This is a genomic window from Sphingobacterium sp. UBA6317 (assembly GCF_002440385.1).
GTDB classification, from domain to species: Bacteria; Bacteroidota; Bacteroidia; order Sphingobacteriales; family Sphingobacteriaceae; genus Sphingobacterium; species Sphingobacterium multivorum.
The window spans coordinates 134,208-157,924 of record NZ_DJTD01000069.1 but is presented as its reverse complement, the minus strand read 5'-3'; the positions used below and the strand labels follow the sequence as shown (position 1 = coordinate 157,924).

18 protein-coding genes are annotated in these 23,717 nt (G+C 39.7%); 12 read left to right on the top strand and 6 right to left on the bottom strand.

From position 1 onward, the window contains the following. Position 1: 1 nt before the first annotated feature. The 3 genes from B3E92_RS24145 to B3E92_RS24135 all read left to right on the top strand — a co-directional run bounded on the left by B3E92_RS24145 (position 2) and on the right by B3E92_RS24135 (position 5,685). Complete coding sequence (locus B3E92_RS24145) at positions 2-2,602, top strand: hypothetical protein (RefSeq protein WP_286898535.1); 2,601 nt, start codon at positions 2-4, stop codon at positions 2,600-2,602. A gap of 11 nt (positions 2,603-2,613) precedes the next feature. Continuing rightward, positions 2,614-4,977 (top strand): GAF domain-containing protein, encoded by a 2,364-nt coding sequence (locus tag B3E92_RS24140; protein WP_286898534.1) that lies wholly within the window; start codon positions 2,614-2,616, stop codon positions 4,975-4,977. A gap of 96 nt (positions 4,978-5,073) precedes the next feature. Continuing rightward, positions 5,074-5,685, top strand: a complete 612-nt coding sequence (locus tag B3E92_RS24135; RefSeq protein WP_286898532.1) for a trimeric intracellular cation channel family protein — start codon at positions 5,074-5,076, stop codon at positions 5,683-5,685. A gap of 122 nt (positions 5,686-5,807) precedes the next feature. Here B3E92_RS24135 and def read toward each other — a convergent pair whose 3' ends face one another. Beyond that, positions 5,808-6,389 (bottom strand): peptide deformylase, encoded by a 582-nt coding sequence (gene def, locus B3E92_RS24130; RefSeq protein WP_286754250.1) that lies wholly within the window; start codon positions 6,387-6,389, stop codon positions 5,808-5,810. Positions 6,390-6,653: 264 nt separating this feature from the next. Between def and B3E92_RS24125 the strand changes: the two genes are divergently transcribed. The 5 genes from B3E92_RS24125 to B3E92_RS24105 all read left to right on the top strand — a co-directional run bounded on the left by B3E92_RS24125 (position 6,654) and on the right by B3E92_RS24105 (position 13,115). After that, on the top strand, positions 6,654-7,433 hold the full coding sequence (locus tag B3E92_RS24125) for a hypothetical protein (protein ID WP_146753077.1): 780 nt from the start codon (positions 6,654-6,656) through the stop codon (positions 7,431-7,433). 64 nt (positions 7,434-7,497) lie between these two features. After that, positions 7,498-8,670 (top strand): Gfo/Idh/MocA family protein, encoded by a 1,173-nt coding sequence (locus B3E92_RS24120; protein ID WP_070562808.1) that lies wholly within the window; start codon positions 7,498-7,500, stop codon positions 8,668-8,670. Next, positions 8,667-9,566 carry a tRNA (adenosine(37)-N6)-dimethylallyltransferase MiaA gene (gene miaA, locus B3E92_RS24115; protein ID WP_286898531.1) on the top strand — a complete coding sequence of 300 codons (900 nt, stop codon included), beginning with the start codon at positions 8,667-8,669 and terminating at the stop codon, positions 9,564-9,566. Before B3E92_RS24120 ends, miaA begins: the two co-directional genes overlap by 4 nt. Positions 9,567-9,635: 69 nt before the next feature. Continuing rightward, entirely contained in the window at positions 9,636-10,481 is an 846-nt protein-coding gene (locus B3E92_RS24110) for a GLPGLI family protein (protein WP_112375134.1), read from the top strand. 3 nt (positions 10,482-10,484) lie between these two features. Beyond that, on the top strand, positions 10,485-13,115 hold the full coding sequence (locus B3E92_RS24105; protein ID WP_286898529.1) for a hypothetical protein: 2,631 nt from the start codon (positions 10,485-10,487) through the stop codon (positions 13,113-13,115). 80 nt (positions 13,116-13,195) lie between these two features. On the opposite strand, the gene B3E92_RS24100 is transcribed toward B3E92_RS24105, so the two are convergent. From B3E92_RS24100 to B3E92_RS24080, 5 genes are all read right to left on the bottom strand, one after another. Next, positions 13,196-14,749, bottom strand: coding sequence for an Rne/Rng family ribonuclease (locus B3E92_RS24100; protein ID WP_046673301.1), 1,554 nt, complete (start codon positions 14,747-14,749; stop codon positions 13,196-13,198). Positions 14,750-15,052: 303 nt separating this feature from the next. Continuing rightward, entirely contained in the window at positions 15,053-15,889 is an 837-nt protein-coding gene (locus B3E92_RS24095; RefSeq protein WP_070562796.1) for a tetratricopeptide repeat protein, read from the bottom strand. 18 nt (positions 15,890-15,907) lie between these two features. Continuing rightward, positions 15,908-16,192 carry an HU family DNA-binding protein gene (locus B3E92_RS24090; RefSeq protein ID WP_046673299.1) on the bottom strand — a complete coding sequence of 95 codons (285 nt, stop codon included), beginning with the start codon at positions 16,190-16,192 and terminating at the stop codon, positions 15,908-15,910. A 247-nt stretch (positions 16,193-16,439) separates the two neighbouring features. Next, positions 16,440-17,486, bottom strand: a complete 1,047-nt coding sequence (locus B3E92_RS24085) for an 8-amino-7-oxononanoate synthase (RefSeq protein ID WP_286898527.1) — start codon at positions 17,484-17,486, stop codon at positions 16,440-16,442. Between the two features lie 23 nt (positions 17,487-17,509). After that, positions 17,510-18,478, bottom strand: coding sequence for a D-2-hydroxyacid dehydrogenase family protein (locus B3E92_RS24080; RefSeq protein ID WP_286898525.1), 969 nt, complete (start codon positions 18,476-18,478; stop codon positions 17,510-17,512). 271 nt (positions 18,479-18,749) lie between these two features. Here B3E92_RS24080 and B3E92_RS24075 point away from each other — a divergent pair, with 271 nt between their 5' ends. From B3E92_RS24075 to B3E92_RS24060, 4 genes are all read left to right on the top strand, one after another. After that, on the top strand, positions 18,750-20,897 hold the full coding sequence (locus tag B3E92_RS24075; RefSeq protein WP_286898524.1) for a TonB-dependent receptor: 2,148 nt from the start codon (positions 18,750-18,752) through the stop codon (positions 20,895-20,897). A gap of 151 nt (positions 20,898-21,048) precedes the next feature. After that, positions 21,049-21,663: a tetratricopeptide repeat protein gene (locus B3E92_RS24070; protein ID WP_112375139.1), complete on the top strand. Its 615-nt coding sequence runs from the start codon at positions 21,049-21,051 to the stop codon at positions 21,661-21,663. A gap of 6 nt (positions 21,664-21,669) precedes the next feature. Beyond that, positions 21,670-22,737 (top strand): sensor histidine kinase, encoded by a 1,068-nt coding sequence (locus tag B3E92_RS24065; protein WP_112375140.1) that lies wholly within the window; start codon positions 21,670-21,672, stop codon positions 22,735-22,737. A gap of 122 nt (positions 22,738-22,859) precedes the next feature. Then, positions 22,860-23,609, top strand: a complete 750-nt coding sequence (locus B3E92_RS24060) for a LytR/AlgR family response regulator transcription factor (RefSeq protein ID WP_286898519.1) — start codon at positions 22,860-22,862, stop codon at positions 23,607-23,609. The last annotated feature ends 108 nt before the right edge of the window (positions 23,610-23,717 follow it).

The following is a 23,717-nucleotide window of genomic DNA, read 5'->3' as shown; positions in this document are numbered from 1 at the left end:
CATGCAAAAGGTAGTACCATTCTTTCTTATTTTTCTTGCTAGTCATGCTTATTCACAACAAAAGCATACACAGTCCCCTGCACATCAGGGCAAATCCTTTGCTCAAACCGTTATCAAGGACAGTGTAAGCATCGTTGCAAATGCAAAATATGGTAAAGCCAGTAAATTCAAGAAGTTCTTCCTTGGCGAAAATTACCGCAAAGAATGGGCCGCGGAAACCACCTTGCCTTTGCTTCAGCTTTCAACCTTGTACGGGGGACTGCATCCTGTCAAACAGGGAGGCGGGATGCAATCGGTTTCCCTACGACTTACGGATTCAATCGGTCGGGAATGGGCACTACGTTCGGTCAATAAAAGGACTGAATCCCTCATACCTGAAGAGCTCCATGGGACCTTTGTACAGGATGTCTTAGACGATGCCACCAGCGCCCAGCATCCCTATTCCGCACTTATGATCCCTGCTTTGGCAAATGCCGTGAACGTCCCCCATGCCCATCCCATCATCGGAGTTGTTGCACAAGACAGCATATTGGGGGAATACGCACCGCTTTTTGAGCATACGGTGGCTTTACTAGAAGAACGCGAACCACTTGGTGATTCAGACAACAGCCCAAAAGCTGTCCGAAAACTACAGGAAGATAACGATGATAACTTTAAAGCTAAGGCATATCTGCGCGCAAGAATGCTGGATGTATTGGTAAGCGATTGGGATCGACACGAGGATCAATGGCGTTGGTATAATGAAAATCAGGATAGCACAGATCACGATAAAGACTACATTCCTATTCCCCGCGATCGGGATCAGGCGCTGCGTGTCACACAAGGTTTTCTGATGAAAGATATCTATCAGCAATTTGTCAACCCAGTCATGCAAGGTTTTACGACGGGTATTCCCAATATTCGCTATTCTTTATTTAAATCGCGTTTTTTAAATGCCCATCCGAGCAACCAGCTTTCTCACAAGGAATGGACCAAAGAGGTCAAGCAATTTGTAGCACGTCTCACAGATTCGGTATTATGGGAGTCGGTACGTAGCCTGCCACAGTCGTCCATTGCTATTCGTGGGGAACAAATTTTTAAAACACTTCAAAGCCGTCGTGATGCTCTACCCTCAGCGATGGAAGAGTATTATAATTTCATCAATAACATTGTCGATATTCACCTCAGCGACAAAAACGAAAAAGTAGAAATACACAGCACGGAAAATAAAAACCTGAAAGTCAAAGTTTCGAAGATCAATAAAGATGGTAAGGTCACCAAAGCATTGATGGACAAAACCTATAAAGAGCGCCTAACAAAAGAAATTCGTCTCTATTTAGGTGAGGGAAAAGACTCTGTTGTCATCGATAACGCAAATTCTCCGATTAAACTCCGAATTATTGGAGATAGCACGCCAAAGACTTATGTTATCAACGAAAGCAAATCGAAAATACAGCTTTACGAGAATACCAAAAACTCCACTTTACTGGGTGAGAAGAACAAAATAAAGCTTCATTATGCACAAGATAGTACCAACACGCAATTTGTTCCTGTAAACCTATATAACACCTGGCTTCCTCTGGTGACTGCGGGTTATAATGCTGATGACGGTTTTTCGCTCGGGCTGGGGGCTGCTTATACACATCAGCGTGGATTTAGAAAAAATCCTTTTACGTATAAGCAACAACTGACTGTAGCAACAGCCTTCCGGACCGGAGCTTATAAAATTCACTATAGAGGCGAATGGATAGCTGTTGTCGGGGATGCAGATCTTGTTGTCGATGCGCTAGCAAAAGCTCCTGACAACACGCAAAACTTCTTCGGTGTAGGTAATAACTCGCTCTTCTTAAAGGAACAGTATGGTGCAAAATATTACAGAAGCAGATTCAATATTTTCAATATCAATCCGCAGTTAAGATGGAAACCTTCATCTACGTTAAGCTTTGCCGTAGGTCCGCATATCCAATTTTACCACTTAGATCCGATTGAGAATGAAGATCGATTTATTTTAAATCCCAAAGCTTTACATTCTTACGATAGTTTATCGATTACCAAAGACAAAACTTTTGCAGGTATCAATGCATTTTTAACACAAGACTCCCGTAATCGAAAGATTAACCCAAGTAAAGGGCTATATATTGAAGCCGCTTTGAATTCCTATTTTGGACTCAATCCGTACTCAAAAAAATCAGCGCAGTTAAGTGCCGCAATAACCGGCTATTTGAGTGCATTCAATGAAGGCATTATATTCGCCAATAGAACGGGAGGGGGGATCGTTGTCGGGAACCCTACATTTTATCAATATTTATTTCTAGGTGGCCATGAAAATCTCAGAGGATTTCGCCAATATCGATTTGCGGGGCAACAGATGCTGTATAATAACCTAGAGGCCCGTGTTAAAGTACTTGATGTCAAAAGCTATGTTCTTCCAGGTGAATTCGGACTAATGACCATGTATGATATTGGAAAAGTATGGGCAAAGGGCTATAACAGTGACAAGTTTCATCAAGGTGTGGGTGGGGGTATTTATTACATCGTCGCCAATGCACTTCCTTTGCATTTTGTCATGACGAAATCCAATGAAGGCTGGTATCCCTATTTCAGCACAGGTTTCCGCTTTTAAAATTTCGATCCATGGAGATAAAGAAAGTACAACTCACAACGGCAAAAAACGCCAATACGTATACAAATGGCAGGCTAGACTTTGAACCATTTTTCAAATACCTGGAATCTTTTATTGAAAATGGCACTTCATCGGATGAAATGATTCCTTTGTTTGCGTTGGAACGCATCAAAGAAATTGAACATCTCAACGGCAAACTCTGCAAGCAGAATCTCAATGCCTATAAAGATATTCTGCAATTGATTTATAGCCTCTCCGTATCGTTGATTGACACTGCTCCAAAAAGGTACTGGGCACTCACAACAGCCTTAGCAGAAGAAGCCTTCTATGGAACCGAAGCCTTTTTCGACCTAGCTAGCCATCAGCTTGTGGAGCAAGAAATGCAAGGGAAGATGCGTGCCGGAAGCCTTCTTACGAATCAAGAAAAGCTCTTTTATACCCTCATCTTCGATAGACTCTATGGCTTTTCTCCCAATGAAAACAGCAGCATTGTTTATCATCACCTCGATGATCAGGGGGAGATTATTGATTATTACGATTTAGACATCGATTTTAAATTTGTTGAGATCAAAGCAAAAAAAACATTGCCGGCACTTGATATAGGTCGTTTATCGGAAAACCCCAGTGATTCCATTTTTGACTGGAATACCGTTATCAACACCGTTAAACTGGAAGATTTTGAGTTATCGAGCTTTAGCATGGTGACTTTCAGAAAGACCAGTACAGAACATACCTTACGGCGAATCCAGTCCATCCTCCTGGATTTGCCTACATACAATTACCACCTCTTTTTAGCTGATTTAGAAAAGATCATCAAACCGCTATTAAAGGGGCCTGATACGGTATTTAGTCTATTTCCGCTGTTCCAATTAAATGGGGTACCATTTTTCGATTATTCAATCACCAATAAAAGCATCTTGTTTGCTGAAGCGTATACCGCCAATAAAACCTTTAAGATCAATCCTGAAATCGCAGGTTACCTGAAGCATCCGCATGTGATATTTTATACAAGTAATGCGACGAATGGTATCCGGAATACCACGTCCGTTTTCGACGAGCGGATTAGCTTGTCGGGGGTAACGACCTATTTGTGTATTCCACTTATTCATAATCATTCTCTTTCAGGCATATTGGAAATATACAACCGTGAACAAGATCAGCTCGACAATGAAACTATGCAAGCCTTAGGTTCTCTGGTTCCGCTTTTATCACAACTAGCTCAGGATATCACCCTGGAATTTAAAAAACGTATCGACGATATCATCATTAACCGATTTACGACAATACAGTCCTCGGTTCAGTGGAAATTTAACCATATCGCGGCCCAGTACATTCAGGAACTGGAAAACGATAGTCAGGATGCCCATATTAAAGCGGTTGTATTTGAAGAAGTCTATCCGCTCTATGGTGCTGTCGATGTCAAAGACTCTACGATCATACGAAACGCCTCTATTCTCAAAGACTTTAGCTTCAAGGTCAAACAGCTCGCCATGCTTATTGATGAGCTCTCGTTAGACGGAAAGCACAAATTGATTATGACTTTTTCAGCACGGGTCGATCAAATTACAGAATCTCTTGACCATATCTCTTTTGATGAATCGATGGTCAAGATCATTGAGTTCTTCAGAAAAGATGTGCAGCCATTTTTAGAAGAAGCCAGAAAGCAATTCCCATCAAAAATAGCGGTGATTGAGCATTATGCGAAGCATTTTTTCACCAATCGGGACACCGGGGAGTTTTATCGGAATGAGTTTGAAACTTCTCTACGTCAGATCAATCAATTGATCAGTAGAGAACTGGATCATTTCAATAGCTTCATCCAGGGAAATTATCCGTCTTATTTTCAAAAGTTCAGGACAGACGGTATTGAATATGACATTTATATCGGCGAATCCATTACGCCCCAACAATCGTTCAGCTACGAATTCATCAATGTATTTAGGCGTCAGCAAATTGTTTCGATGGCCAGAATTGCGCTGAAAGCATACCATGCGAAAGATACGCTGCCACTGGCTTTAGAAACAACACAACTGATTTTCATCAACCCACATAGCATTGATATCAGCTTCCGGGAAGATGAAAGGAGGTTTGATGTCGAGGGATCGCTCAATATCCGTTATGAAATCATCAAAAAGAGGATAGACAAAATTCGGATAAAGCGAACCAAAGAACGACTTACCCAGGTCAATAAAATTGCTATTGTCTATTTATCGGATGAAATCCTGGAGGATCTCATGCTAAGTATACAGGCAATCTATGACATGGGCATTATTGAGCATACCATCGAACATTTAAAATTGGAAGATGTACAAGGAATTGCGGGGTTGAAAGCAATTCGCCTTTCGGTGAATTTAAACTATCAAGATTTCTCCTAAATTTGTCCAATAAAGGTAAGTTTATCCCCGTTGATATAGGCTAAATGGGACAATGTCAGATGGAGGATTTAACATATTGATTTAAAAAGGATTACCATGATTACTGATGCCAACTATTTTTATCTAAGCGATTTGCTTGGCACTTTATTTTTTGCAATATCGGGTACCCTGTCGGCAAAACGTAAAGATATTGATATTTTTGGGGCAGCCTTTTTAGGGTTTGTGACAGCCATTGGCGGTGGATCGATGCGGGATGTATTTTTGAATCTACGCCCAGTATGGGTCAATGATAGCAATTATCTCATCGCTATTTTCCTCGGAATTTTAATTGCCATTATCTTCAATAAACAGTTGTATAGTTATTATCGTACGTTGACACTTTTTGATGCCATCGGAATTAGCTTTTTTACCATCCTTGGGGTACAAAAATCACTCAACTACGAAAGCAATACCTATGCTGCCATTATCTTTGGAATGTTCACCGCGGTATGTGGGGGGATGACACGCGATGTGCTACTCAACGAAACCCCACTAATCTTTAAAAAAGAAGTATATGCTACGGCCTGTTTAGGTGGAGGGCTCACATATATCTTGCTGGTGCACCTTGATCTCGACCTCTCCTGGGCGGCATTTATTGGGGCTGCTGTTGTCTTTTTAATACGAATGACAGCCGTTAAATATCGTTTGTATTTACCCCGCTTGGATTGAGGAAAGTCCCTCTTAGCACGTAAACTTTCTAGAACACGTCACACTGGATGACCGAATCCATATTAAAAATGGATTAAAAGACGGACTAGAAGGAAGCGACAAAGAAAAAGCGTTAGTATGAACTAACGCTTTTTCTTTTGCTGTGGGAATTTCATTTTATAACCAACACGAATATTTCCTTTCGCGATAGCATCCAATCGACCTTTTAGCATCGTCTTCTTCAAGGCACTCAATTTGTCGGTAAATAGTTTACCTTCAATATGATCATATTCGTGCTGTACCACTCGGGCAGCCAAACCTGTTAAGTCTACTTCATGCTCTTCAAAGTTCTCATCTAAGTAATTGATGCGAATATTCCGGTGACGCAATACGTCCTCATTAATATCTGGGATACTTAGACAGCCTTCACCGAAAGCCCATTTTTCACCAGACTCCTCAACCATGATGGGATTGATGAAAACTTTTTTGAACGATTGGAGCATTTCTTTGTTTTCTTCATCATCTTCTGCGAAAGGAGTTGCATCGATAACGAACATACGTATAGGCAAACCTACCTGTGGAGCTGCCAAGCCAACACCATGCGCTGCATACATGGTATCGAACATATCATCAATCAATTTCTTTAAATCTGGATAGTCTTCATCTATTTCTTCAGCGACCTTTCTTAATACAGGATCGCCATACGCCACTATCGGAAGTTTCATATGTATTATAATTATTTATAAGTGCCGATACTCATTTCTACCTGAGCTCGTTACACGCTGTTTGCTTTTAAAGTCACTTGGCGCCTGTTGTAATTTTAGCACGTTTTTATTTTAGATCATGTCAGGCTAATTGCTCATCCTGAGTCATTGTACTTTTTTAACAAGGATACGCTGTCGCTCCATTATATTCTTGGGTACAAAGGTACGGATAATTATTAAAAGTGAATATTTCGTCAAAACTTCCATAAAAGTTACTTTTGTTTTATGAATCCTTCGTTTATAAATTTGTCGACACAGTTCAAGCTTAGGCTAGAGCAAGCTCTTGAAGTTTCATTAGCGCTTTGTCATGTTGATAGATTTATACAAATATCATCTCCGGAATTAACAATTAACATTTTACTATACCCTCACGAGAAATCCGTGAGACGTGATACTTCCGATCCTTGTATTCATATCGATGAAGACCAATTAATAACAAAGTTTGATTTGATCGTCAGGCGCATCGTTTCTAGAACAAAAAATGACAAACGCATTTACGCCCGTAATACTGTCGTTGCCCGGATCGACAAAAGAACGAGTTTACAGTTCCTCGTGGAACATCATTTACAAACCGCTCTTCCCGGCAAGTATCGTTATGGCCTTTATGAACAGGGAGAGCTTGTTGCGGTCGCGGTATTCTCTGGAGGGCGCCGAATGTTGGATAAAGATGAAGATTATCGCTCATTTGAACTATTACGCTTTTGTAATAAAACAGGTATTAATGTCATAGGGGGCCTTAGCAAATTAATTAAAGCCTTTTGTAGCGATTTCTCGCCAGGAGACATTATGACTTTCACCGACCGTGATTGGAGCCAACATTCTTCGCTCGAAAAAATTGGGTTTGTTGCGAAGGAAATAACTGCACCTATCAACTTTTGGATAGCAGAGACAAAAAGATATGTTTATCGCAATACAGAAGAGCTAAAGATATTAATGGAACAATATCCGAATGGCTTTCCAAAGGAAAATATGGGCAGCATCAAGATGATTTTATATGTAAAATAAGCTAAATTGTGTATATTGTACACTGTAAGGGTTTGAAAAATAAATAATCAAAAATAATAACGTTATGAAGAGAAAACTTCGCATGGGTATGGTCGGAGGCGGAAACGATGCCTTTATTGGCGCTGTACACCGTATTGCTGCTTTTATGGATGGCAAGATTGAACTGGTTTGTGGTGCATTTAGTATTGATCCACAGATTTCAAAACAATCTGGAGAAGACTTATTTGTAGCTCCTGAGCGTGTCTATCTAAACTATGAAGAGATGATCGAAAAAGAATCTTTGCTTCCTGAAGGCGAGCGTATGGATTTTGTAACGATCGTAACCCCCAATTTTCTACACTTTGCTCCAGCTAAATTAGCGCTAGAAAAAGGTTTTGATGTTGTTGTTGAAAAACCAATGACAGTATCTGTTGAAGAAGCAAAAGAATTACAGGAAACAGTAGAGCGCACAGGCCGCACACTGTGTCTTACGCATACGTATTCCGGCTACCCGATGGTTAAACAAGCCAAAGCGATGGTCAAAGAAGGCCACTTCGGTAAGATCAGAAAGATTGTGGTTGAGTATCCACAGGGTTGGTTAAGCCGACTAACAGAACGCGAAGGTAATGCCGGGGCCGCTTGGCGTGCAGATCCGAAACGCTCAGGTAAATCGTTGGTTATGGGTGATATCGGTACCCATGCTGCGCATTTAGCGGAATATGTATCGGGGTTAAAAATCCAAGAACTATGTGCAGACCTCACAACATTTGTTGAAGGTCGTCTATTGGATGACGATGGCTCGGTGCTTTTGCGTTTCGAAAATGGTGCTAAAGGTGTATTAATGGCTTCGCAAATTTCAGCCGGAGAAGAAAATGCCGTTCGTATCCGTATCTACGGTGAAAAAGGTGGATTGGAATGGGCAAATGAGGATCCGAACAATTTAATCATCAAGATGCTTGATCAGCCTCGTCAGCTTTATCGCACAGGAAATGCTTACGCAGCGCCTTATACGTTGAGTTCTTTTGCAACACATAATACCCGCGTACCAGCAGGTCACCCAGAGGGCTTATTGGAATCATTTGCGAATATCTACCGTAATTTTGCGGCAACAGTTACGGCAAAACGTGAAGGACAAATTCCGACAGCTGAACAACAAGATTTTCCAACAGTTTACGATGGCGTAAGAGGCATGGCTTTTATCGATACTGTCGTAAAAAATAACGAAGGAACAGAAAAATGGACTAAATTTGTTCTGTGATAGACAGATTAAAATATACACTTTCTCTTTTGGAACAGCAAACCGTTCCGAAAGAGAAAGTTATCGTTATCTTAGGACCTACAGCTTCAGGAAAGACGAAACTAGCCGTTCAACTGGCGCAACGCATCGATGCTGAAATCATCAGTGGAGATTCCCGCCAAATCTATAAAAGAATGGACATCGGTACGGGAAAAGATCTATCGGAATATCAAGATATTCCCTATCATCTTATCGACACCCATGAACCGGGAGAACGCTATCATCTCGGAAACTTTATCGCTGACTTCCATCAAGCTCGACAATCCATTCTAGAAAGGGGAAAACATACTATCCTTTGTGGTGGTACAGGCTTATATATCCAAAGTGTAATCCAACAAAATCCATATGCGTTGATCCCATCGATCGAAGGGCTCAAGGAGTCATTACTTCCCCTCCCAGAGACAGAGTTGTTAAAACGCCTTCGGGAATATACACTACCCGCGAATTTCCAAATCGATCTTTCGACCAAAAAACGTATCATCCGCGCAATAGAAATATTAGCATTTTTAGATACTCACCCCGATCACATCGCTCAGCAACAAACGGTAGATAGCATCGTTATCGGATTAAATCCGTCAGTGGAAATCCGACGCGAACACATTAGCCAAAGATTAAAACAACGATTGAATGATGGCTTATTAGCAGAAGTGGCAAAACTCCTGACCGAAGGGATTACACACGAACAGCTTCAATACTATGGTTTGGAGTATAAATATGCTTCTCTCCATCTCCTTGGACAGCTCGATTACCCGGCCTTTACCAAAAAATTGGAGATAGAAATACATCGCTATGCCAAAAGGCAAATGACTTACTTCCGAAAAATGGAAAAAGACGGTATAATTATCCATTGGGTTTAAAAAAAATAACAATTGTTCTCTATCATAAAAAAAATTTCATATTTTTAAAAGAACCTTATAACAATTGTGATGAGAACATTATCGCTTATTTTTGCACTGCTTGTCTGTGCCCTATTTTCATTGAAAGCACAAGAAAAAGTTATCGCCGAAGTTCATTATCAATTTAAACATAACAACGATACGACCAAAAATGCGGTACAGCTAACGGATGAAACAGTCACCTATCTCGGTAAAGAAAGTAGTCTCTATAGAACCTACTCAGATATTCTCGTCAAACAACAGTTAGATGCCAAAACTGCAGCTCAAGATTTTGACGGCAATTTAACGTTAAAAATGCCTGCTAGTCCCCCGGTTCTGGATGGATACATTATTTATCCTTCTTTAAAAAAGACCATTCATATAGCGGGAATATCGTCTCCGGCAGATGCTTATTCATGCGAAGCTCCCTACGAAAGCCAGGACTGGGAAATAACAGATGAAACTAAAACTATCGGTGGATACCTTTGTCAAAAGGCCACATGTCGATTTAAAGGAAGGGATTACACGGCTTGGTTTACGACAGAACTGCCATTTTCTTTTGGACCATGGAAGCTACATGGACTACCGGGGCTTATTCTTTCGGTACAAGATTCCAAAAACGACGTCAGCTGGGAATATGCCGGCTTTCAAAAACAACCTTCGGACCAATCACTTCGAATTGAGCCTTCAAAAAGTGTTATACCCGCAAAAAAAGAGGAAATTCAAAGACTAAAAACGGCATTTAAAGAGAATCCCAGCGCCTATTATGAAACACTTGGGGCAACTGGTCGCGCAAACCCTTTTCAGATCGATTATTCTAAAGTTCAAATCAGCTTCGATGTTCAAGGTCAAGCCCCTTCAACACAAACAAACAATCCTATCGAATTAGCGCCATAGTTTATGCCCAAAAATTTTGTGCTGTTTGTCTGTTTTTGGCTATGCGGCTATTTCTGTTATGGGCAACATCAGATCTCCGGGGTTTTATTAGATAACACGAGTAAGCAAGGTATTCGCGCAGCAAGCGTTAATCTAAAATCTAGTGATGGAAAAGTAATTTCCTTTAAAATAACGGATGCTCTTGGGCATTTTGAAATGATAACATCCAAGGATCTAACAAATGCCTACATAGAGATCAACCATATCGGGTACAAACGTTTCAGCCAAACACTTGGGAGCCAACTACGCAACCTTCAAATCATACTCGAACAAACCACTATTTTATTGGAGGAAGTCAAGATCAAAAGTGCGCCTAAAATAGCACGCAGCGGGGACACACTCACCTACAACATGGCTGGATTTGCTGACCCCAATGATCGAACTATCGGCGATGTATTGAAGCGAATGCCTGGGCTGGAAGTCCTTGAAAATGGTGAAGTGAAATACCAGGGCAAATCCATTTCAAACTTTTATATCGATGGGGATGATTTGCTGGCTGAAAAATACGGTTTGGGGACAAAATCAATATCCCCAGATTTAGTTAAAGACATACAAGTCATATCTCATCATGAGCATATTAAATTGCTCAAAAATAAAAGGTATAGTGATGATGTTGCGCTAAACCTGGTAATAAAAGAAGAAGCTAAACTAAAGCCGTCCGGTAGCATAATGCTCGGATTGGGAACTCCCAAACATTTCGATGGAGATCTAAACACGATGATGTTTAACAAAAAAGTGAAATTTCTCAATGCCCTGAAAGCAAATAACATCGGTCAGGATCTTGCTATTTACATGGAAGAAACGAGATCACAGGCAAAAATTGACAATCTACTTTCTTTAGGAACAATCGGCAGCCCTCCTTTAGAGAAAAGAGATTACCTCCAGAATAAGACCGGCCTTTTCGATTTCAATTTTTCAAAACCGATTAAAAAAGACTGGTCGCTACGTACGAATATCCAGGGATTATATGACAGAAACAACATTCATTATGAAGGGAAAAACACCTATTATACTGAAAAGGGGGATATTTCATTCCATGAGATTCAGATTGCACAAATTAACACTAAGGCCGCGACCGGGCAAGTGACAGTTGAGCGCAATACCGATCATTTTTACTTTAAAAATTCCTTAACAATGGGGCTAAATAGTGAGGATTCCGAATCGAGTATCTCATCAGATACAATACCGATCGACAACAATATTCATCATAGGTCCAAAACGATCAACAATCAACTGATTTATGTGCCGGAGCTTAAAAATGGAAATATTATCCAACTTCAATGGTCTAGTAAATATTATACAAAGCCCCAGAGACTACGCAGTTCTACCGAAGTATTCAATGACCTGTTTTATCCAGTCATATTTGATAAGATAATCCAACATGTCAATGTACCGACCTTCAATACTGTCGCTTCGCTGGGATATCGCCTCCCCAGCGGTAAAATAAACCAATACTACGGTATAAAGCTCGAATTAGAAAATCAACGCCTTGAATCTAAAATCGAACTCCTACAGGGAGAAAAAATTTTCAATCCGTTGCTAGATTCAACAATAAATAGAATGAATTGGTTACGCACATCCAGTGAATTCAATGCACATTATGCTTGGAATAAAGAGCGTTTTAAATCAAATTTATCCTTGCCTGTCGCCTTTATCCATACCCGTTTTGAAGACAAAAATTATCAGCTCAATAATTGGAAAAATCTCATCCAATTTACACCCAGCTTTAGCGCTCGATACCATATTGGCTATGATGATGAACTTGCATTTTCCTATAAAAATAGCAACAACTTGGGAAATATAGATGCTGTTTATCGCGGTTTGATTATCCAAAATTACCGAACTAGATCTTATAATAGCTCAGCCAATCCAGTGAGCAGAAATAATGATTTTTTCTTGAACTATAAATTGGGACAATCGGTTAAATTACTGTTTTTTCATTTTGGACTAGGTTATGAAATTCACTCAACAAACAATATAATAGCCACTACAGTTACAGACTCATTGACGGCGACACAACTGATTGCAAAAGAAAATTCTATGCACAGCTATACAGCTACCATCGGTCTTGATAAATATATATTCAAGCTAGGGGCCCTATTCAAACTGAAATTCAATTGGAGACGATCAAACTACAATCAGTTATTTAACAAGGAAATATTACCCATTGCCATTACTTCTTATGAACTACAACCTGCTTTCAACAAGAAATTTTTCAGAAGGATAGCACTAGATTATAATAGCTCCATTAATCTATCATTTTCTTCCCAGGGCAATGCATCGTCAGATCGTCGTATTCTTTTTATTACGCAATCGATGAACTTCCCCATCAATATCACAAAATCAGTATTACTTAAATGGAATCTTCAGCACCTTTTTAACAAACAGCCTGATTATAAGAATACAAATTATTTATTCTGCAACGTCATGACAAGATATAGTCGATGGGGAATGGATTTTGAACTGGATATACGCAACCTAGCCAATATAAAAAGTTTTGAAACAAACTCCATAACAGCCAATGTACAGTCGCAGAATCGTTATGAACTGCGGGGACGAACGGCTCTCCTTAGGGGAATTTACCATATCAAATAGGTTTCTTATAGGAATTTAAATGCTATAAAAACAAAAAAGGGTTAGTATCACTACTAACCCTTTTCGTTAATCTCTTTCTATTATAACTTAATTTCTTCATCCTTCGCATTGAAGAAATGGAATTCAGTTAGATAATATGACGTCATTGGATTTACTTTAATCCATTTTCCGTACTTCATGAACCATTTCATTCTTTTAGAAATCAAACCAGACTTAATGTAGGCGTCTATATAAGGGTGAACACATAAGGTCACCTTCTTTTCGTTCTGTTCTTGAAGAATAAAGCTCAAATTATTTTCTATATCATCCATAAGGACAATACTTGATCGGATTTCACCTGTACCATCACAAGCCGGACATTTTTCGTTTGTGACAATATTCATTTCAGGTCTAACGCGCTGACGTGTAATTTGAACCAATCCAAATTTACTTGGAGGCAAAATCGTATGTCTCGCTCTATCCGCTACCATACATTCTTTTAAGAACGTATACAACTCTTTTCGATGATTGGGTTTATGCATATCGATAAAATCGATGACTACAATTCCGCCCATATCACGCAAACGCAGCTGTCGCGCAATTTCTTTTGCTGCTTCCATATTGACCAGCAATGCATTGTCTTCCTGATTCTCCTTATTCGCAGAACGGTTACCACTGTTGACATCAATGACATGCAGGGCTTCGGTATGCTCAATTACGAGATACGCACCACCAGGCAATGTTACCGTTTTGCCAAAAGCTGCCTTGATTTGCTTTTCAACTCCGAAATGATCAAAAATTGGCTCTTTATGTTTATAAAGTTTGACAATTTTCTCCAAATCTGGAGATATATCGTGTATATATGATTTTGTTTCTTCGAAGATCGAAGGATCATTAACATAAATATGTGAAAACTCGTCTGTCAAAATATCCCGTAGAATAGTGGATGCACGATCCATTTCGCCAAGAACCTTTTGAGGCGGTTCAGCATTACGAAGACGTTTGGTAAATAGTTCCCATTTTGAGATCAGGTCCAATAAGTCACGTTGTAGTTCTTCAACACCCTTACCTTCGGAAACTGTACGAATGATAACACCAAAATTAGCTGGCTTAATCCCTTCGACAATCTTTTTTAGGCGGTTGCGTTCATTACTACCTTTGATACGCTTGGAAATGGAAACAGTACTTGAGAAAGGTACCAAAACGACAAAACGACCTGCTATTGAAAGGTCTGAACTCAGACGCGGTCCTTTTGTTGAAATGGGTTCTTTGGCGATTTGTACTGGCACGAGCATATTTTTGCTCAAGACATCAGAGATCTTACCAGCTTTATCGATATCCTTTTCAAGTTTTAAACTATTGAGCAGTTTCTCTTGATAACTGCCATTCTTCACTATACGCGTAAGCTTTAGCAAAGATTGAACTTGAGGACCCAAATCTAAATAATGTAGAAAAGCATCCTTTTCGTAGCCTACATCTACGAAAGCTGCATTAAGCCCAGGCATAATTCGCTTGATACGTCCGAGATAGATATCTCCAACAGCGAAGTTATTATTTGCGGGCTCGCGGTTAAGTTCAACAAGCTGCTTATCTTGTAGTAAAGCAATAGTTACCCCTTTATCAGGAGTTGAATCGATAATTAATTCCTTTACCAAAAGCTACTCATTTTTGATACCTATGCAATATCCTATCGCAATCTTGGGTATCCGATTAAACATTTAAAGAACGTTGTTACGAAAAAAACAATCTACATCCCCTTCACAGACATGTAGATCGTTTCGTAAAGCTATCTCAGCAAAATGGGCCAAGATGTTTAAAAGCTTATCACAAGACTATTTTTTCTTGTGTCTATTTTTTCTTAAACGTTTTTTACGTTTGTGAGTAGCCATCTTGTGTCTTTTTCTTTTTTTTCCGCTTGGCATAGCTAAATTTTTTAATGATTATAAATAATAAATTAATTACTTGCTCAATTCGGCAATCTTTCGATCGATGAATTGTGATAGGGAAGGATCGGCTGCCAGTTCCTTACTTTTTTGAAAAGCTGTAACGGCTTCCTTTTTCATCCCAATATTTTCATAGCCTGTGGCTAAGTAAAAGTATGACTCAGCATCGGGTTTTTGATCGATAACGGTCTTAAAACGCTCGATGGCTTTGTCAAACTGACGGGATTGTAATGAAAACAATCCCAAAGTTTTGTTTGCTTCTAAGTTTTTAGGATCGGCAGCAACGACTTCTCGCAACAAGGCAATACCTGCCATAGGGTTGTTCGTTCCCGATACCATTGCGGCACCCAACCCTGTTTTTGCATCTAAACTACTTGTATTCGCTTTTAACGCAGCCTCATATGCATGAATAGCATTTTGATTCAACGCTTGAGCTAAAGTAGAATCCTGCAAATTTGTATAAGCGGCACGATAAGCATTACCTGCTTTCAACCAATACTCAAACTTCGGTGAAACCTTCGCCATTTCCTCATAGATGAAAGCCTGAGGGGCTGGTTTTGCGACATCATCCCACTTATTTGCCAACTGTTGCAACAGCTTTATCTTATCCTCTCCAGAAGCTTTTGCAACTTGGCCCTCAATATCGGAAATTTCTTTGACTAAACTAGCATCTAAACCTTGTTTTGTCATCGAAGATATATTTTCCAAATTTACTTCATTGGACGGCTTCGACTCAGATGCTGCAGCAGTTTGTTTTTCTTTGTTCACCAAACCTTTAATAGGCTGCGCTAAAAGCACAGCAACCAAGGCTACTACTGATCCTATGACTATTATCTGTTTGGTTTTTGCCATTTTAATCTATTTTAAAGATTATTTATTGCCATTCTTTACTTTCTCTACGAAAATTTTTGCTGGCTTGAAACTAGGAACAAAGTGTTCAGGGATAATGATTGCTGTATTTTTTGAAATGTTTCTTGCAGTCTTCTCAGCTCTTTTTTTGACTACGAAGCTACCAAAACCTCTTACATATACATTTTCTCCTCCGATCATTGCGTTTTTGACAACTTTAAAGAACGCCTCTACGGTTTCTTGAACATCTACCTTCTCTAAGCCAGTTTTGGTAGAGATTTCTGCAATAATTTCTGCTTTAGTCATATCTATTTTACTGTAATTATTTATTTTTCAACCCTTAAGCCAACTAATGTTTGGGGATGCAAAAGTATTGTTTTAAAATGAGTAATGGAAATTATTTAAATACTTTTTTGATAAATAAGCTTCCAAAAGCCAAACATTTACAATCAATTAACGAGACATTACGTTTGACCAACCCTTAAATAAACCTCAAAAATAAAAACAATTATCTAATTTACAAGATGTTGACTTATTAGTTGTCATATAAAAATCAATATATGCCAATTGCATGACTTAGCTGATCCAAATCCGCCTTGGTATGGTGTGCATTTACCACAATCCGATTTAATAGGGGATCTGTAGCAAGGGGATAAGGAAAACTTGACACCAGTACTCCCGCATTCATCAGCCTCGCATAAAGGCCCGTATCCGTTGATGAAAACACCGGAAAATTAGCAACAGCGTTTAATTCAGACCCCATATGTGATTTGAAGGAATTAATATTATACTGCAACTTTTCGAATTGCCGTAAATAGATCTGCTCTCCATGGATAAATGCATATAAGCTCGCTGGCGAACTTGGAGAAGCCCCTGTATAAAAGTTTGATCGCTTGAAATACTTAATTCGTTCCTCATCGGCCAAAATCAATCCAGCATCTGTTGCCAGGCCTTTCGCCAAGGATGCGACGACAATCAGCTCAATATTAACCTGTTGAAAACTACTCTTATCTAATGAAATGCCATTCTTGCGCAAAACTCCTATTCCGTGAGAATCATCCAAGAGCAGTATAATTTTTTTGCCCGGATCAATACGATTGAAAACAGTGAAATCGTATAATTCCGGGCGCATATTGTCCAAGCTGTTACTAACGATGATAAATGATTTTTGGGCTGAATGATTGATATACTCGATCGTTGCATTGGCCCAGTCAACAAAATGTCCAGTTGCTGCAGGCTTTTTATCTAACCATAAAGAAGGGTGACATGCGGGTGCGTACAATACTTCGCCTTCAGCCGCCAAGGTTCTTACAAGAAATTGAGTCGCCAGATATCCACTTGAGAGCAACAGACTTGCTTCAAAACCAAAACGCATTGCAGCATATTCTTCCGCTTTATCAAATATGGCCTGTTGCACATTATTATTTCGTGAAGTGCCATTGTTAATACCATATCGCTGTATACCTTCTATGAAAATAGCAGCATATGCTTGATCTGTTGCCAGCCCTAGATAGGAAGTTCCACCGAAAAAAAGATATTCCTTACCGCCGACCACAATAACTCGACCTGTTGGTTGTTCTAAATGTGTAAAATTATTCATCTATATATAGCCGATTCATTTAATTAGCGGGTCAAGACTTCGGGGTTAGCGATATGCTGTGGATTACCCTCGGAAAAGGCTACAATATTCTCAAAAGCAAGTCTAAATAATCGTTCATAACCATTCTTCTCCACATAGCCAATATGTGGCGTACAGAGCACATTTGGTAGCTGCAATAAAGGATAGTTAGGATCAAAGACTGGCTCGGACTCATAGACATCTACCGCAGCCATTCCCGGAACACCTGTTTCGAGCGCGGTCAATAGTGCACCCTCTTCAACCAACTCTGCACGGGAAGTATTGACAAAAAGTGCAGTCGGCTTCATAGACCGGAGATCTTCGAGCTTTACGATACCTCGCGTCGCAGGCACTAACCGAAGGTGTAAAGTAACAACATCTGAAAAATGAAAAAAATCGGATTTACTTGTTGCAGCTAAAAAACCGTCTTTTACAGCTTCTTCTCGGGAATTTTCGCTTCCCCAAACAATTACTTGGGCACCAAAAGCCTTTGCATATTGCGCTATTCGCTTCCCTATTTTTCCATAACTCCATATCCCTATTGTTTTTCCGGAGACACATTCTCCTATGTTCGTTTGCCATAGGCCTTTGTCCATATCTGAAAGAGCCTTAGGTAAACCTCGGAGTGCATTCATGATCAAAAGCCAGGTCAATTCAGCTGGAGCGACAGGAGAACCCATACTTTCAGCAACAGCCACATGAAAGCTGCTACAAACAGCCAAATCCAAATGATTTGAAATTTTGCCCGTTTGGCTGATCAACTTTAGTTTGGGAAGCTGGGACAACAGATCTTCTGTAATCTGGGTCCGTTCTCTGATGAGCACTAGCGCTTCCGTATCGCTTAATTTTTCCGCCAGTAAAGCCGGATCTGCATAGGACTGTTTCAATATTTGGACATCGTGACCATCAAGAATTTTGAAACAGTCCAGCTGTCGGACAGCATCTTGATAGTCATCTAAAATGGTTATTCGCATTTTTTTTGACTTAATTTTAAACTCTCATTTTCAATATCCAACGAAAATAAAAGGCTTTTATATCCCTATAACTTCATCGCATATAAAAGCAATATAGTACGTTCCCATCTTTCCATTGCGGAACTTATTTTGGAAGGAAATTTTGCTTTTCGATATCAATTTACAGCATAAAGTTGGAATCCTGCAATTCGTCATGATATTTTGACATTCCATCCACTCTTTTTCGCAGAAGCACTTACAGCCGCTGATATTTGAATAAAAATAAAGAAAAATGAAGCTGTTATTAACCTTACTATTTTTAAGTATTACCATCGTATCGGCACAGTCTATCTTAAAAGGGAAAGTACTGGGCAAAAACGGCAAACCGATATATTTAGCCAATGTTTTTATTGAAGGCACCTATGATGGCGGCACGACCGATTCGCTTGGAAACTTTATGTTTGAAACTAGTGAACAAGGTACTAAAATGCTGAAAGCGTCTGTTGTGGGCCTCCCAACATATAGTAAGTCTATCCAGCTTCCTCAGAAAGAATTGCTTATTATTCAAATGCAAGAAAGTGAGAATCGCCTACAGGAAGTCACGATTCAGGCAGGGGTGCTACAAGCCAATAGCTCCGGAAAAAACACGGTAATGAGTCCATTGGATATTGTCACTACGGCAGGCAGCATGGGAAACATCATCAGCGCATTAGCAACATTGCCCGGTGCACAGGTTGGGGGAGAAAATGGACGTCTTATGGTTCACGGTGGAGATGCCTCAGAAACACAGACCTACATCAATGGAATCAGAGTAGCCCAACCTTACATCGCAACACCAAATGAAGTTCCTGTAAGGGGTCGATTTTCACCCATGCTCTTTAAAGGCGTAAATTTCTCTACAGGTGGTTATTCGGCAGAATTTGGTAATGCGCTGTCCAGCATTCTAGCCCTAAACACCGAAAATACCATAGAACAGCGCAAAACAGAGTTTTCACTATCTTCCGTTGGACTAGGTTTGGGACATACCTTACAATGGGGCAAAAACTCCCTCACCTTCAACAGCAGTTATACCAACTTAAAACCTTATTCCAAAATTATTACGCCAGATATCAAATGGACAAAACCCTATGAAAACGCCTCCGGAGAAATGATCTATCGCCATCAGTTTAAAGAAGGCTTTCTAAATATCTATGGGGCATACAATTTCGAAAATATGGGACTTTACCAAGCAGACATCAATTATGAGCAACCTGTCCCATTGAAAAAGAAATCCAACAATGCCTACGCCAACATTAGTTACAGTCAGAATCTGGGAAACCGATGGACTTTCCAGTCCGGCATTGGCCTAGGCTACCTGACCGATAAGCTGCACTACGATGACGTTTACCTACCTAATGAAGAAAAAAGTCTTCACTTAAAAGGAATGCTAAGTAAGGTCTGGAACAATAAGATTAAAAGTATTGGCGGAATAGAATATTTCGACACCAATTATCAAGAAGAATATCACCGACAAACCATTGGTTATCACTACGGGTATCATAGCAAGATGACCGCCGTATTTACGGAAACGACCTTCGGCATCCTCCCGAACTTAATCGGGAAAATCGGCTTACGAGAAACCTCCTCCAATTTGCAGTCGAAGAACACTTTAGAACCAAGAGCTTCGCTGGGCTACGCATTAAATAAATATACGCAGCTCTCACTTGCCTATGGGAACTTCCATCAGCAGGCACCAACACCTCTATTAAAATATGCCCCTCAGCTTGGCTGGATGGAAGCCAATCACTATATCGCAAATTATTTCTATGCCCGTGGAGGGCACTTACTTCGATTAGAAGCTTATCATAAAGAATACAACAATTTGGTAAAATACAACAGTGCGACGCCAAATTACGACACCCAATATGACAATAACGGAAGCGGTAAGGTCAAAGGCTTTGACCTATTTTACAAAAACAACAGCAGCATCAAAAACCTCCAATACTGGATTTCATATTCTTATACGGACAGTAAGCGAAATGACGCGAATTATCCGACAACAGTTACTCCCCCTTATGTCTACAAACACAGTTTCTATATCGTTGGAAAATACTGGCTACCCAGTCTACGTTCACAGCTCAGTGTGACAAATTCGTTTGTATCCGGCAGAAATTACAATGATCCCAATCAAACAGTATTTATGAATAGCCATACAAAAGGTTACAATAATCTTTCTATGAGTTGGTCGTTCCTTTATAGCCAGCAAAAAATTATCCATTTCTCCGTCAGTAATGTTCTTGGCGCTAGCCCAATCTATGGCTATCAATATGCAGACCGACCAAATTCACAAGGAATCTATGACCGTAGACCGATTGTCCCTACCGCCAAGCGCTTTGTGTTCCTAGGTTATTTCTGGACAATTAGTAAAAATGAAAAGGACAATCAATTGGACAATCTATAATAAGCATCAACACATCATCGAAATATGTCGGTCCATCCAAAATTATTTCTGTTTGCAGCGAAGGATTGCCAACTTCAATAACAATCAATAACATATACATCAAACACAACAGCAATAACTTAGAAAAATATTTAAACTAAAACGAAAGATCATGAAATCATTTATTATCGTCCTCATCTGCCATATAAGCGGCAGCGCGTTTGCACAAGGCAATTTTGAAAAAAATATGGGACAAGCCATGAGTCTATGGCAATCGGGAGAGACACAAAAAGCGGCCGCTCTTTTAGAACGTATTGCACAGGCAGAAAAGGACAATTGGATTCCTGCCTATTATCAGGCAATGGTACTGACAACAGCATCCTTTAGGGAGAAAAATAAAGAGACACAGGCAAAATATATTCAGTCTGCAGAAGAAATACTAAACAATAGCTCCCAGGACAACAATTCAGAATGGCTTGTACTGAAAGCGATGAACCAAACAGCATTGATGATCACAGATCCCATGACAAAAGCCAAAGAGCTTTCGCCTAAGATTATAGCTCTATATAAAAAAGCCATCTCCCTTGCGCCAAACAACCCCCGGGCTGTATTGGGACTAGCGGAATTCCAAATAAACGCAAAAAAATATTTTAACCAGGATACCAACAAAGAATGTGAGGATGTAAAGAAAGCACTATCTTTATTCGGTGAAGAGAAGATTACTACGCCATTTGCACCTTCATGGGGCAAAGATCGGGCAGAACAACTCGTAAAGGAATGCAAATAACACGTTGTGAAAAAAGCACTATTTAAAGCGATTATACAAGCACTACTCGCAAGCCTGGTCGTGACCATCTATTTTGTGGTTGTGGCCAAGCTTGACCATAATGATGTCCCTTGGGTATCCATCATCTTTCACCCTAATATGGTCCGAGGTTTACTATATGGATTTTTTCTCTTTCTGGGTCACAGCTATCTATCAAAATGGGTCGGAAAAAAGTACCCGAACAGTAAAGATTTTGGGAAGAAGATGATTGTTTTTTACAGTATCAGTTTTTTCTTGACCGTACTGGTCGTTTTTATTGTCAATGCTTTTTTCTCCGGACTTTTTAACCCTGGTGTTCCCAAAAATTTCGCTCAGCGTTTCCACCAATTTATTCATCAACAACGTGTTGCATATTATTTTCAAACCGCGATGATATCTTGGTGCATTTCAATGATTTTTTTTGGTTTCTATTTCTATAAAAGATTCAAAGATTACCAAATCAAAGAATCTCATCAGGAAAAACAACAAATAGCAGCACAATTTGAGTCGCTCAAGAATCAACTCGACCCACATTTTTTGTTCAACAGCCTGAATGTATTGAATGGATTAATTGAGGAAAGCCCTAAAAAAGCCAGCATGTTTACGACAGACCTTTCTAAGATATATCGCTATGTATTGGAACAAAGGGACAAAAGCCTCGTTTCTTTACAGGAAGAGCTTACTTTTTCAAAGGCTTATTTAAACCTCTTGAGTCTGCGCTTCGAAACCGGTATACAGATCGATCTACAGATCAATGCGGAACAGCATACTGGTTTTATATTACCGCTTTCCCTTCAATTACTGATCGAAAATGCAATCAAACACAATATTATTTCGATCAGGAAGCCGCTTTTATTGAAGATTTATAGAAAAAATAATTACCTCTATGTTGAAAACAATCTTCAAAAAAAGAAAGTGCTCCATGATCATTCGGGAATCGGTTTGAAAAATATTCAGGAACGTTATGCTATACTGTCCAATCTACCTGTGTATATTCAAGAAAGTGATCTATTATTTTCTGTCGGACTGCCTATTATCCATGAAATAGTCTTTTAAAAGTAACCTGCTCTTAATAAACATGCGGGAGCTAAGCACAGCAAAAACAATAGCATGGGCACAACGATTCAACAAATTAAGCAATACAACGGTCTGATGATCGATAACCACGTAAAAAAGTAATGAAAATAGTAATTATAGAAGACGAACTTCCATCGGCGAGATTACTTCGAAGAAAACTTGAGGAACTCGGTTACACCGTATCTGCTGTACTGCAAACTGTGGAAGAATCCATTGAGTGGTTTATGTCAAACAGTGACCCAGACCTCCTTTTTTTGGATATTCAGCTCGCGGATGGGATTTCATTTGACATCCTGGAGCAGGTGAAACCCAGTTCGGCCATTATTTTTACCACCGCATACGATGAATATATGTTGCGTGCTTTTAAACAAAATAGCATCGATTACCTGCTGAAGCCAATTGAAGATGAAGAATTGGAAAATGCAATTGAAAAATTCCGCCAATTTAGACGCCCCAATCCCCAGTTTGATCTGGCATCGCTTCAAGCGTTGTTTAGAAACCCTGCCCCAACATTTAAGGAACGCTTTACAATCAAAATCGGCCAAAGTCTAAAAGTTGTGACAAGCCAGCAAGTTGAATGCATTTACAGCGAAAACAAAGGCACTTACCTTTATACCAACGAAAATGGAAACTATCTTTTGGATCAGACATTGGACGCACTAACACCGCAACTGTCACCCAAAGCATTTTTTAGGATCAATCGAAGCACGATTATTCAATTTGATGCCATCAAAAATATTGCTGTACATTCCAATGCCCGGCTAAAAATATACCTCAAGCATTATGAATCCGAAGAGCTCATTATCTCCCGGGAGAAAGTCTCAGCCTTCAAAGACTGGCTGGACAAATAATTCAGGAAAAACCAAAAGACTTCTTCCGAGCAGGAGTTAACGCGGGCATACTGATACCGTAGCGACGACATAATCATGCGGTAAGCAAATATCCCAGAGAAAATATAC